The 12,969-nt window shown below is 40.6% G+C and carries 12 protein-coding genes; 5 read left to right on the top strand and 7 right to left on the bottom strand.

What is annotated here, in order from left to right:
* Positions 1-51 precede the first annotated feature (51 nt).
* A complete protein-coding gene (locus tag PSH54_RS09410; RefSeq protein WP_096042272.1) occupies positions 52-1,068 on the top strand; it encodes a substrate-binding domain-containing protein in 1,017 nt (338 codons plus the stop codon).
* A 66-nt stretch (positions 1,069-1,134) separates the two neighbouring features.
* Here the strand turns inward: PSH54_RS09410 and PSH54_RS09405 are convergent, their stop codons facing one another.
* The 3 genes from PSH54_RS09405 to PSH54_RS09395 form a co-directional block, all read right to left on the bottom strand.
* A complete protein-coding gene (locus tag PSH54_RS09405; RefSeq protein WP_273606003.1) occupies positions 1,135-1,605 on the bottom strand; it encodes a GFA family protein in 471 nt (156 codons plus the stop codon).
* A 106-nt stretch (positions 1,606-1,711) separates the two neighbouring features.
* Positions 1,712-3,784 (bottom strand): catalase, encoded by a 2,073-nt coding sequence (locus tag PSH54_RS09400; protein ID WP_004589491.1) that lies wholly within the window; start codon positions 3,782-3,784, stop codon positions 1,712-1,714.
* Between the two features lie 231 nt (positions 3,785-4,015).
* The gene (locus PSH54_RS09395; RefSeq protein ID WP_004589490.1) at positions 4,016-4,849 is read right to left on the bottom strand and encodes a mechanosensitive ion channel family protein; all 834 of its coding nucleotides are present in this window, start codon (positions 4,847-4,849) and stop codon (positions 4,016-4,018) included.
* Between the two features lie 248 nt (positions 4,850-5,097).
* Here PSH54_RS09395 and PSH54_RS09390 point away from each other — a divergent pair, with 248 nt between their 5' ends.
* Together PSH54_RS09390 and PSH54_RS09385 are read left to right on the top strand one after the other, a co-directional pair.
* Positions 5,098-5,484, top strand: coding sequence for a hypothetical protein (locus PSH54_RS09390; RefSeq protein WP_064386431.1), 387 nt, complete (start codon positions 5,098-5,100; stop codon positions 5,482-5,484).
* 272 nt (positions 5,485-5,756) lie between these two features.
* The gene (locus PSH54_RS09385; RefSeq protein ID WP_004589488.1) at positions 5,757-6,536 is read left to right on the top strand and encodes a DUF2189 domain-containing protein; all 780 of its coding nucleotides are present in this window, start codon (positions 5,757-5,759) and stop codon (positions 6,534-6,536) included.
* 89 nt (positions 6,537-6,625) lie between these two features.
* On the opposite strand, the gene PSH54_RS09380 is transcribed toward PSH54_RS09385, so the two are convergent.
* Entirely contained in the window at positions 6,626-7,405 is a 780-nt protein-coding gene (locus tag PSH54_RS09380) for a nucleoside-binding protein (RefSeq protein WP_055252763.1), read from the bottom strand.
* A 611-nt stretch (positions 7,406-8,016) separates the two neighbouring features.
* On the opposite strand from PSH54_RS09380, the gene dps reads away from it, so the two are divergent.
* Complete coding sequence (dps, locus tag PSH54_RS09375) at positions 8,017-8,532, top strand: DNA starvation/stationary phase protection protein Dps (RefSeq protein WP_004587573.1); 516 nt, start codon at positions 8,017-8,019, stop codon at positions 8,530-8,532.
* A gap of 250 nt (positions 8,533-8,782) precedes the next feature.
* Here the strand turns inward: dps and PSH54_RS09370 are convergent, their stop codons facing one another.
* Positions 8,783-10,150, bottom strand: a complete 1,368-nt coding sequence (locus PSH54_RS09370; protein ID WP_273606002.1) for an alkaline phosphatase PhoX — start codon at positions 10,148-10,150, stop codon at positions 8,783-8,785.
* Between the two features lie 206 nt (positions 10,151-10,356).
* Here PSH54_RS09370 and PSH54_RS09365 point away from each other — a divergent pair, with 206 nt between their 5' ends.
* Positions 10,357-11,505: a hypothetical protein gene (locus tag PSH54_RS09365; protein WP_064386426.1), complete on the top strand. Its 1,149-nt coding sequence runs from the start codon at positions 10,357-10,359 to the stop codon at positions 11,503-11,505.
* 67 nt (positions 11,506-11,572) lie between these two features.
* Here the strand turns inward: PSH54_RS09365 and PSH54_RS09360 are convergent, their stop codons facing one another.
* A complete protein-coding gene (locus PSH54_RS09360; RefSeq protein WP_154945664.1) occupies positions 11,573-12,250 on the bottom strand; it encodes a glutathione S-transferase family protein in 678 nt (225 codons plus the stop codon).
* A gap of 63 nt (positions 12,251-12,313) precedes the next feature.
* On the bottom strand, positions 12,314-12,955 hold the full coding sequence (locus PSH54_RS09355) for a hypothetical protein (RefSeq protein WP_273606001.1): 642 nt from the start codon (positions 12,953-12,955) through the stop codon (positions 12,314-12,316).
* Positions 12,956-12,969 lie beyond the last annotated feature (14 nt).

Raw genomic sequence — 12,969 nt, 5'->3', positions numbered from 1 at the left:
CTATACTAGCTGTAATATATATCTTACTTTTATTTGCTTGGGACTTTTATAATGTTAGCTAAAATTAGCCTAGCCGCTAGAAAGTATAAAGTTCTGAAATATTTAGTTTTAAGCTGGTGTGCTTTATTTGCCCACCAAAGCGTGGCTAAAGTTGTGATTGCCATTGTAGGTAAAACAAAAAACGACTCCTTTTATCAGCAAGCCTTTAAAGGCTGTTTGCACTTTAGTAGTGAGCACCCAGAAATAGAATGCAAGTACGATGGACCAAAAGACTTTCAAGACATTCGTAGCCAATCTATGGTCATTAATAGGTTAGTTGATCAAAAAATAGATGGGTTAATTGTAGCAACAACCGACTCTCAGCATTTGGTCACTCGTTCATTAATGGCGCTTAAAAGCAAAAACATTCCTGTTATAACGTTTGATTCTGACCTGCTAGAAAAACACCAACAGTACCGCCTAGCCTACGTAGGCAGTAACAACTTCGACTTTGGCGTTGCCTTAGGCGAGCAAGTAAAAAAACTGACCAACAAAGCAAATAATACGCTTTGCATGCAGTCGGGGCACCATACAACCCCTAATTTAAACAAGCGTATTGCTGGGGTTAGGTATGCGCTGTCTGATCAAGCGACAGCGCACCTATCAGGTAAAAACGGCTGGCGCGAACATAGTCGCTGCCCCTTATTTAGTTTAGGTAAGCGCGAAGAGTCACTAAAGCAGTTAATGCATTTATTAAAAATGGACAACCCACCCATTTTTTTAGCTGTGGCGGGGTTTGCACAATTTAACCCTCATTACGTAAATGCCTTAGCGCCTTTTAAGCAACGTATTGCCGATAAAGACATTATTATTGTTTCTGCCGATACAGAAGAAATACAGCTCAATGTGTTAAGCAGGGGCCTCTCTTCGGCTAACATAGGGCAAAACCCTTTTGAAATGGGCCGCTTGAGCACCAAGCTAATGCACGACTACATTTTATATAATAAAAAGCCTGCGCAATCTCACTACTACACCGACTTTCATTACTGTACACAAAGTAACGCCTCACAGTGCACTGTTAATCATTAAAATTTTACCCAGTTAACTGGGAGTTATGCCCTTTTAAGTACGATGCAGTGCACTTTAGCCAGCGTATTATTGCTCTAAGTTTAAGCGTTGGTGCCACGCTGCAATGCTTTCATCGGGGTATTCATCAAACTGTTTATCATTCTTTTGAATATGCGGGGTAACCCAATTGGCCTTACTAGCAAGCATTAAGTGGGTGCGCTCTGGCGGTACGGGTAATTCGCTGTCTATTGCGCCAGCAAAGGGATGAACTTGCTCAGGCCATCGCGAATCATATAACCACAAGTTACTGCTGCAGTGCTTACAAAAATGGCGCTCAGCGGGGCTGGTTTTATCACCCACTTTGGCATGATAAACAGTAATATGTTCACGCCCTGTAACCTCAAGCGTGCTGTATTGTGCGTTCAAGTTTATAACAAACCCGCCACTGCCGGCCGTTTTACGACAAATAGAGCAGTAACATAAGTTATAAGGATAAGGGTGTTTAGAGCTCACACTAAACGTTACTTTGCCACAGTGACAAGCACCTTTAAGCTTCATAATAAATCCAATTAGTTACTGTTTAGAGTTAATACCATAACCAGTTAGCCATAAAAAAACCACACCCTTTACAGGGTGTGGTTATTATTTGCTAAAGCGTTTTGTTCTAACGCTGCCAAAACCTTAAATTGCGCAATGTTTCAATAAATTTATCTGCAGAGTGCATGTTTAAATCTATCCAACCATCGTCGGCTTTACCATCAAGCCCTGCGGCTTCAAATAATGCCATGGCATCTTTTGTGTAGCCTATGTATTTCATGTGCGCGAACGCATCGCTCACAAAATCTTTCGCCTCAGGGATACCAGCAAGCTTCTTAGCGCCCTCTTGCGTTGCAAGTACCATCACCGCATCGTAAAGCACCGAAGGGCCGCCATTGATTACTTGATCCGCTGCTACATGCTTACCTTTACTACAACATGCACCCCCTACTTGTGCGGCCACAATTTCGTAGTTAGCACCTTCAGCGTCTAAGGCATTTGTAACCGAATTAAAAATATCAGCATCAAAGCCATCGCTCACTAAAATACCTAACTTACGACCTTTAAAGGTATCTGGCGCATTTTTTAAAATACTTAGCGCATCTGATACAGGTAAATCGTTACGCGTTGGCATAGCAGCTTCAGCCGGCTCTGGCATATCTTGCAGACGCAGGCCTTTTGCAACTTCTTGCGCTAATGTGTTATCTACATTTAATAAGTGCGAAACCACACGCTCACGAATCGGCACGTGCTCTACTTTTGAAAGCTCAAATACAAACGCATATTGGATGTGCGCTTGCTCTACTTCTGTTTGGCTTAAGTAAAATTGGCGCGCTTGGCTGTAGTGATCGCTAAATGTTTCTGAGCGATAACGCAGCTTATCTCCACCGCTTACTTCTGGTTCGCTTGAGCTTTTAAAGCCATGCACTGGGCATTCGCGGGGGTTATGCTCATCGCCGCTCCAGGAGTTTGGCTCGTAGTTAGCACGCCCTTTAGGGTTATGCATTGCCATGTGGCCATCTTGTTGAAAATGACGCATTGGGCATTTAGGCGCATTAACCGGAATATGCGTAAAGTTAGGACCGCCTAAGCGTTTGGTTTGAGTATCTAAATACGAAAAGTTACGCCCTTGCAGTAATGGGTCGGGTGTAAAATCAAGCCCAGGTACAATGTTTTGTGTACAAAAAGCCACTTGCTCTGTTTCGGCAAAAAAGTTGTCAACTACACGGTCAAGCACCATGCGGCCCACAATTTTTACGGGTACTTGCTCTTCAGGTATAAGCTTGGTGGCATCAAAAACATCAAATTCAAATTCATCAGCAAATTGCTGATCAAACACTTGTACACCTAGCTCCCATTCAGGGAAGTCGCCTTTACCAATAGATTCCCACATGTCTCGACGATGAAAATCAGGGTCAGCACCATTAAGTTTAAGTGCTTCGTTCCACACTACTGACTGCATACCGGCTTTTGGTTTCCAATGAAACTTAACAAATTTTTCATCGCCATTTGCATTAATAAATTTAAAGGTATGAACACCAAAGCCTTCCATAAAGCGTAAAGAGCGCGGTATGGCTCTATCTGACATGGCCCACATAATCATATGAATTGACTCAGGCGATAAACTTACAAAGTCCCAAAAGTTATCGTGCGCGGTTTGCGCTTGTGGAAAACCACGGTCTGGTTCAGCCTTAGCTGAGTGAATTAAATCAGGAAACTTCATTGCATCTTGAATAAAAAATACAGGTATGTTGTTACCCACTAAATCCCAGTTTCCTTCTTGGGTGTAAAATTTAACAGCAAACCCGCGAACATCACGTGCTAAATCGGGAGACCCTTTATTCCCTGCCACAGTTGAGAACCGTGCAAATACCGGTGTTTTTTCACCTTTGCGCTGAAAAATATCAGCACAGGTTAAATCTTCAAGCGTATCGTAGGTTTCAAAATAACCATGAGCACCGTAGCCTCTGGCATGTACCACACGCTCTGGAATGCGTTCGTGATCAAAGTGAAACAGCTTTTCGCGCATTACATGATCTTCTAATAAACCTGGGCCGCGCTTGCCTGCACGTAGTGAGTTTTGATCGTCGCTAACAGGGCACCCTTGCGCGGTGGTCATCGTTGGGTATTCATCAGAAGCCTTTTGATGTAATTCGCCACCATGCCCTTTATTGCCTGAGTATTTAAATGATTCAGCCATGTTTAGTCCTTCATACAATTTGATTTAATGGGTCGATAGTTTTTATGAGCTTTAAAACTAAAAGCGACTATGCAAATGCAAAATAAAGACCAGCCATCCAACCTAGTAAAAAAGGGCTGTACAGACAAAAAAGTAGTATTTGAGGTAATTTATAAAAGAAAAAATTACACAGGTGTGTAACTTTTTCAGGCAAAAAAAAGAGCACTTATAAAGTGCTCTTAGGTTTAAGCCTTAATCTTTATTCTCGTTAACTAAAATAACTTTACGATGTGGGAATGGAATTTCGATATTGTTTTCATCAAGGGCTTTTTTAATCAGCTCTGGCACCGTGTATAAAATTTCGAAGTAGTGCTCGCCTTTACAAAAAGGTCTTACTAAAAAGTCTACCGAGCTGTTGTTTAGTGTTTCTACTTCAACAAAAGGAGCTGGGTCTTTTAGTATGTGTGGGTGAGCCTCAAGCACGCTATCAATAACTTTGCGAACAGCGTCGGTGTTTTCATCGTATGCCACACCAAAGTGCATATCTACGCCGCGAATAGGATGATGCGAGTGATTAATAATTTGCGCTCCCCAAATTTGGCTATTTGGGATAATAACTTGCTGATTATCGAACGTTTGCAAAATAGTTGTAAACATATCAACCTCGGTAACTTTACCAAAGCGCCCTGCGGCTTCAATAAAGTCGTTTACTTTGTAAGGTCTAAATATAAGTAACATTACACCTGCAGCTAAGTTAGACATAGCACCTTGCAGCGCTAACCCAATAGCTAAACCTGCCGCACCTAATAGCGCAATTATTGAAGCTGTTTGCACACCAAAGCGGTTTAACACGGCAATAAATACAAACGCTAAAATAACATAGCGCGCCATACTGCCTAAAAAGCGAAACAGCGTGTCATCAAAGTGAGTGTATTTATGGCATAAACTAATAATCATATTGCGCACTTTACCCGCAAGCCATAAGCCTATTAGTAATATAACAATTGCCATTAGAATATTTGTTGCCCACATTACTGCTGCCGGCAAATACTGATTTACATCAATATTATTTATTATCTCATCCATTTTATTGTTCCTGTTAGACTGGTTGTAAATACAAAAGCATACAAAACACTTTATATTAACTTTTTATTAACCTGCCTACGAGTTTTATATTGTATTTTTATATAAAGCAGCTCTATTACGTTTTAAATTTAAATAATCCTTTAATACAAATTACCTCTGGTTTTAAAAAGTAAATTTACCGATAATTGCACCTGTAAATCTCGTGTAGCAGTTAGGTTACTGCTCGCTAAATATTAAAAAGGACTATTATGAAAAAACATTCCCTTCTACTTATGGCCTCCGCACTTACCTTCTTTGTAGGCTGCACAACAACTGTCCCAGTTAAAAATTTTGAGGACCATCCAATTCCAAAAATTTCTTCAACGAATAGCGATCTTCAACAGATCGAAAAAGGGATAGTTAAAGCCTGTATAAAACTAGGGTGGGAGTGTACACCTGAATCTGCAGGAGTAATTAATGGTGTTTTGAACATTAGAACTCACCAACTAACAGTTGCAATTAACTTCGATGAAACTGCTTATAGTGTTAGTTACGTTAGCTCTAAAAACCTTAATTACAATGGCAAAAAAATTCACCGTCAGTATGTAAATTGGGTCACAAACTTAATACGTCACATCGACGCTGAAATGATCTAACTTATTATTGTTTACGGTTGTAGCCTACCTACTTGGGCTACAATAATTCTTTAATTTAGGCATGACACAAAATAAACCGACTACTTATTGAACAATTCAAGTTTTTCATTCGTATAGTTTTATCTATAAACAAAAAAATTAAGTTATTGATACCCAATAATTAAAAATTTCTCTTTAATTATTCAATCTCTAATTTTACTCAGCCCTTACATTTGTAAATAAAGCCAATATGTTCTAAACCTTTAAGAGACACCTTGTTAAGGAGCGTTGTTATGCCAACAACAAATACGATTAATAAACACTCTGAATTTGCCCGCTGCATTGAATGCAATAAGGTAAACACATTTGCGGCTTTTCACTGGCTAGCACTGGCATTTAAAGACATGACCCGTGCGCCCATATTGAGCCTTATTTACGGGGTAATATTTACCCTTATTCCTGTTGCTATTGTTTACTGGGCAATGTTTACAGGTACATATTTAGTAATACTGCCTGCAACCGTGGCGTTTGCATTAATAGGCCCAGCCTTCGCGGCAGGCCTTTACGATGTAGCATGGGAGCTTGAAAAAGGTCATAAACCCACACTTAGCCACTCTATAAAGTCGATGTTTAGAAACCCAGTAGGCGAATGGGGCTTTGCAATAATGCTAATGGTTATCATGATTGCTTGGATGCGTTTAGCCGCGCTTGTGCATGCTTTGTATCCTAGCCACGCCAATCCCACCTTTGAAGAGTTATCGGCGTTTTTAACGTTAGGCAGCATAATAGGAGGGGTATTACTGGTGACTGTATTTTCGCTTTCTGCTTTTGCTCCACAAATAATGATGGAGCGCCGAGTAGATATTATGACCGCTGTAATAAGCTCTATGAACGCTGTAAAAACTAACTTTGCCGCTATGGTGGTATGGTCAATTTGTATATTTTTATTGGTAGCTGTTGGTTTTGCTACCGGCGCCACGGGCTTTATTGTAATTATGCCTTTGCTTAGTTACGCCAGTTGGCATGCTTATATTGCAGTTATTAAAACCAAAAAACCTCGTGGTTATGAGTAACAACCAACCACTTAAAGTTCCAACCACACTGACTAAAAATAGCGCCAAAAGGCGCTATTTTTTTATCAGCCTAGCAAAGCAAGCTTTGCTTAAAATACCCAAATAGCATGTAAAAAGGGCTGGTTTTCTATTTTATTAGTCCCTAACTTGTTGTACCAATAGCGCCACTCTACCCCTACCATCAACTGCTGCGGGTTTAAATTAAAGTTTTGCCCTACATCCCAATGCACAGCGGGTTGAGCAAGCAACCACTCATTAACTTTATTGCCTAGTTCGTCATCACGCCCAGAAATATATTCTACGTGGCCGGTAAAATAAAATGCTTGGCTAGCTAGTGTAAAAGGTGCACCCCATGCAAGGTCTATAAAAATGCTGTTGTCTTGCTTGGCTAGCTGATCTTTTTGCACGCCGCCGTTGGCATCAATATAACCTGCAAAAGTAGTTGTTAAAAAATCAAAGCCTGGGGCATCCCAGCTGAGCTTGATGCCTGGGGTGTATTTCATTAACCCCTCTTCACCGGCGTTTATACCAAAAACTAAACCTGTGTCTTTTATTGCACCGTAACGCACAGAGGTATCAAAGGCTTTTGATAAGCTAAGTGTTGTGTACCACTCGCCATAAATACCCGTATCTTGAAAACCATCACTAAGGCTGTCGTTTAAAAAGTCGATAAAAAAGTAGTTATCACCTAAATCATGCTCTGAGGCATGCTCTATGGTGTAGGTGCGTGTAAATGACGACTCCCCGGTAAAGGGATTTAAGGCATCGCCAAAATTTGTGTGAAGCTGTGTGACGCTCCAATTTTCTGCTAGTGCTGAGTGAGACAAAAGCAGTATAGATGTTGTAAACAGTGTTTTTAAAAAATTCATGATTTATTTACATAACCCCAATTAAAATGCGGCGGGAGTATATCAGTGAGCATTCACCAACTAAAGAGATTAAATAAGCACAAAGGCTGATTTTTAAAATCTAAGCAGTAAAGCCTAGTAGCGCGGCTTTAAAAGAGCAGCGTTAGCCCTTTATAAAACACCTGAATTAATCATTACGCAGGTAATAAATAAGCGCCTTTATATTTTGTATACCCTTGCTTAGCTTATTTACTGGGTTTTATTTAGAGGTTGTAGCGCGTGTAATATTAAGGTGAGCTTTAAAGGCAATTTAATAACGGCGTGAATTGTAAGGCTAGGTACTTTAGGTAGATGTATTACACAGACTACGCCTCATTGAGCATAAACAAATTTCAACTCAATCGATAAACAGCCACAGCTTTTTTACTACTGTGCACAATTTACAAAAATAAGTGCATAAAATTCATATTCTACGTCTCTCCTTTTTTAACCCTACGTACCCAAGTAAAAATAAAGCATTAAATATCAACAATTTAAATGAATAAACTTGGTAGGCATAGGCTTTGCTTCATGTATTGCAAGTTAAATGGTAGCAATGGCTACATACAACAAATTACACAACGGGAGACATTATGAGTAACTCACAACACCCAATTGAATTTACAGCCCCAGGTATGGATAACGAATCAGCAAAAAAAACAATTGAAACACTCGATAACCGACTCGTAGCGCTTTTAGACTTACAACTTACTTTAAAGCATATTCACTGGAATGTAGTAGGCCCAAGCTTTATTGGTGTGCATGAAATGTTAGACCCACAAGTCGATGCTATTCGCGAAATGACCGACACCATCGCAGAGCGTATTGCTACATTAGGCGGTACGCCACAAGGTACACCTAAGTCAATTGTAGATCGCCGCACATGGGAAGAATACTCATTAGGTAAAGCCTTTGTAGTAGAGCATTTAGGTGCATTAGACAAAGTATACAGTGGCGTAAACGCCGACCACCGCAAAGCCATTGGCACGCTGTCTGAATTAGATCCAGTATCAGAGGATATGATCACCAGCCAGCTAGGTGACTTAGAGCAGTTTCAATGGTTTGTACGTGCACACATTGAATCGTCTGCAGGTAAACTAAATCATTAATTTATTACCCACTTTGCCATACAAGGAATGTTAATAAGAGTTAAAGGACTAATAAAGATACAAGGATACGTTACATAAGTAGGTACAGGATGAAGTGCAAACTACAAGGACCCGTTGCTTATTACATAAAGGATGTAGTAAATGCACCAAGGATGATTAAAGCTTGCTAACGGATTTGGTAATTCTACAAGGATTGTTAAAATACAAACGCTTAGTATACCTATACTAAGCGTTTGTATTTTTTACCACTTTAAAGCTTAAAACGATCCCAAGGACCAGTAATAGCCAACGTTTTAGTTGGCATGTATACGTTTACAAACAAGGTTTGCCCGTCAGGTGAAAAACACGCCCCAGCAAGCTCTGTTTGCGCATGCAATTTAGCAAAGTTATACACCTCTCCTTTGGGTGTCACCCCGCGTAAATGGTTATTCACCGTGTCTGTGTATTGATCCTCACATACAATTAAATGCCCGTTAGGTGCTACCGTTAAATTATCACCAAAGTTGTATAACGACTCGTTTGTACTTTCTACAAATAGTTGTATTTTACCAGGCTCATTTTGCTCTAACTCAGTGCCTTCGTTTTTTGAAGGTGTGTACTTCATTACCTGACCTAACTGCTTTTTGCCCCCATTAGTACAGCAAAAATAAAGCTCATTTTTACCCCAATGTATTCCCTCTCCTCGTGCAAATAAGGCTGCACCTTTTTTATAACCTTGCTTACGTAGGTCATCATTTGGGCTTTTAGGGTCTGTGAGCGTTATCCATTCAACTAAAAGGTCGCTGTGTAATGGCATGGCTGGTGAGTCCCAATTTCGGCTATCAAACTGAGGCTGGTTTTTAATTACCATAGCTTGCAATGTGCCGCCTTTATTTAACTTATCGCGATGATGAGGAATAAACCGATAAAACAAACTATCGCCTCTATCTTCAGTTAAATAAACAATACCAGTTTGTGGGTCTATTGCTGCGGCTTCATGATTAAAGCGGCCCATATCATATAATGGCTCTGGCTTAATTAGGCCTTTGGCGCTGGCTGGTACCTCAAAAATGTAACCGTGAGATTGAGACAAGCCATCGCTTTTATCCATAACGGTTTCTTCGCAGGTTAGCCAACTACCCCACGGCGTTACACCGCCTGAGCAGTTTCTTATTGTGCCACACAGCGATAAATACTCTTGCTCGCGCTTTTGCTCTTTTAAGTTATAAATTATATGGCTAGTGCCCCCAGGCAAAGCTACACCATTTTTAAATGAATCATAGGCTAAAGGGGTTTTGTGATTACTAATTAAATCAGATGCTTTATTAATGTGTTTAGGTTGTAACTCATGGTTACGTATAAGGGCTACGCGTTCGTTATCTAATGCAATACAACCCATGCCATCGGCACGGTCGGGTACGTCTAAACCATCATCCATTTTATCGCCAAGTGCCGATATAACCCGATAACTAAAGCCTTTAGGTAAATCTAATAAGGCCTGAGGGTCGGCTATTAATGGGCCATAAGCAGGTAACTTTGTTGTTACTTCAGGTAAAGCAACGTTACCCATTGCGCTGCGCGATAAGCCAATAAACGCAAGCGAGCCTGCACTAAATAAAAACTCTCTTCTAGAAACCATTATTTTATTCCCGTGTTTTTTATTAAATCTATAGTAAATGAAATAACCCGCTAGAAGTGCGGCGCTTTGCTAAATTCATCAAAATGTAATAATGTAACATTCCATCCGTACCAGATATCAGTTAATTCAACTTTAAATAATTGCCCTCACTGTTTAATAGTAGGATAGTAAGTTACTCAAATAACAACGGCTTAATTAGGAGTATCATGATCAAAGTATTACTAGCAACCAGCTTAATGGCCTCTTCATTCGCAGCTTTAAGTAATCCACTCACCGTTGAAGAACAACGCATCAGCAAAGCACAAACAGCTATGCCCACTGTGTTAAACGCCTTTAATAAAGAAGTAACCACCTTTGAGCAACAGTTTAAAGCGCTCAATAACTTTAAAGAGGCAAAGCAGCTCATTCAAACCTATAGTTTTGAGCTGTGGGAAAGCGCTAAGCAACGCATTATTAAAACTAACAATTACGACGACCGAGCACTTTACTGGGCGCGCTTGCTTTCAAGCAAAGTAATACGTACAACCGAAGCTAACGTTGAGCTATCTGACGCGCAAATTAATACGCTGCTAAGCATGCTTGAAGAGGGCAGCCGAGGCCGCACCGATTTAGCTTTTTCATCAGGCAGTGATAAAAAAATTATACTTACCGGATTTGACCCTTTTTTACTCGACAAAAATATCAACCAAAGTAACCCATCTGGGGTCGCCGCATTGTTACTCGACGGCCAAGTTATTAATTACAATGGCGTTAGCGCCGAAATTAACACGGTTATGGTACCAGTACGCTACGAAGACTTTGACCAAGGTATAATAGAATCACTCCTTGCCCCCTACTACGCACTTAACAACGTCGACATGGTTGTAACGGTTAGCATGGGCAGAACCGAGTTTGATTTAGAGCACTTTCCTGGTAAACGCCGCAGCGTAACCGCGCCAGATAACGCCAATATTGTCTACGGTGGTACGCAAACAAGTCCTGTTATACCCAAGCTAAATGGCCGCCCACTACCAGGTAATGAGTTTGTAAAATTTAGCCTACCAGTAAGCGCCATGCAAAACGCCAAAGGCCCATATAAAGTAATCGACAACCGCGAAGTAACTACACTTAATAAAACCTTTAAAGCCGGCTCATACGGCGCGCTTAAAAACAGTGTTGCGGTAAATGGCGGCGGGGGTGGTTACTTGTCTAACGAAATATCGTATCGTAGTATTCGCCTGCGTGACGCGCTAAATTCGAGCATTCCTACTGGGCATATCCATACCCCGCGTATTCAACAATTTGAACCCGAAACAGAAGCCAACATAGTTAAACAAATTAAAGCAATGCTCACGCAAAGCTTAGTGGCATTATAATAAAGCTAAGCAATTAATATACATAAAAAAAAGGGCAATATTAATTGCCCTTTTTTACTTTTTCGCGTTAGCTCTTCGGGTAGTTAGATGGGAAAAACGCACGTTTGGCTTCTTCATCAAACTCTTTTTTAAAGGCGACATCGGTGCCAATTTTGCGTGCACGCGCAACCGCTGGGCGGCTATCAATGCTTTCAAACCAACGCTTTAAATTAGGGTATGGCGTTAGGCCTTCTTCACCAAGTACTACTGGCGCTTTATCAATCCAACCCCAAGCAGATACATCAGCAATGGTGTATTCATCACCCACTATAAAGTCGCGACCTTCAAGGTGTGCATCAAGCACTTCGTAATGGCGCTGCGCCTCACGCAAGTAGCGATTAACTGCGTAATCAAGCCCTTCAGGCGCCATGTGTCTAAAGTGTACACTTTGCCCCGAATACGGCCCAAGGCCCGATGCTATAAACATTAACCATGAAAGCATTTCGGCGCGATTCTCTACCTTACCTGCTAACTTACCGTGTTTTTCACTTAGGTACATTAATATAGCGTTCGAATCAAACACACGAGTTTCACCATCAACAATGGCAGGTGCTTTTGCGTTAGGATTGATGGCTTTAAACTCAGGTGTGTGTTGCTCACCTTTTAAGGTATCAAGTGGCACAAGTTCAAACGGCAGCCCTGTTTCTTCTAAAAACAAAGCAACCTTCATTGGGTTAGGTGTATGGTGAAAATAAAATTTGATCATAAAACGCTCCTAAAAGTAGTAGCTACAATTAAACCACAACTTGAGCAGTCGTTCAAAAAATAGTTAGCTAAAGTACTTAACCAAACAGCTCACTTGTATTAACCCTGCACCAATATAAGCAAATATAAAGCGTGCTTCTTCTTGTGCCTTTTTAATAAATGCCACGGCAAAAGTAACTACAATAATAATTACACTTAATGCTAAGCCATATAAAAAAGAGCCACAAAAGTGAGGTAAAACAGCAAGTAAACACGCAATAATTACTGCGCCATAAAAAGCTACAAGCATACGAACGTTAAACAATATCCCAAGCAATGCAGCTATAAACGCAGACGCATATAAAATTACAACCTCCCTAGGCCACGCGTAACTTAGTGGATGTTTAAAATTAAAGTTTGTAGAGTTTAAACTAGTAACCGCAGACGAAGTCGCGTGTATAAAAATACTAACTAATAAAGCGCCGATAAAAAATGCAGCAAATGCCGAAACAGCACCACCGCCTGTATACCCTGCTTTCTCTTTTTCTATCACTATAACCACAACACTCAGTGCCGCACTAAGCTGAAACCATTGCCAGTAATCGTTGCTAAAAAGGGGGATTGCAGCAAATCCAATAACGGGTACTAATATTTTGGCTTCTTCGTTTTTGTGTAATAAATAAAAAGCCATAATAGCTATATAAAACAGTGCCGTTACATCGGGCATAAAATCTACTTCCT

Origin of the sequence: Pseudoalteromonas sp. Angola-30 (assembly GCF_028599215.1) — a bacterium.
Taxonomy (GTDB): Bacteria; Pseudomonadota; Gammaproteobacteria; order Enterobacterales; family Alteromonadaceae; genus Pseudoalteromonas; species Pseudoalteromonas atlantica.
Note: the sequence above shows the minus strand (reverse complement) of the source record. Positions and strands in the feature narration are given on the sequence as shown.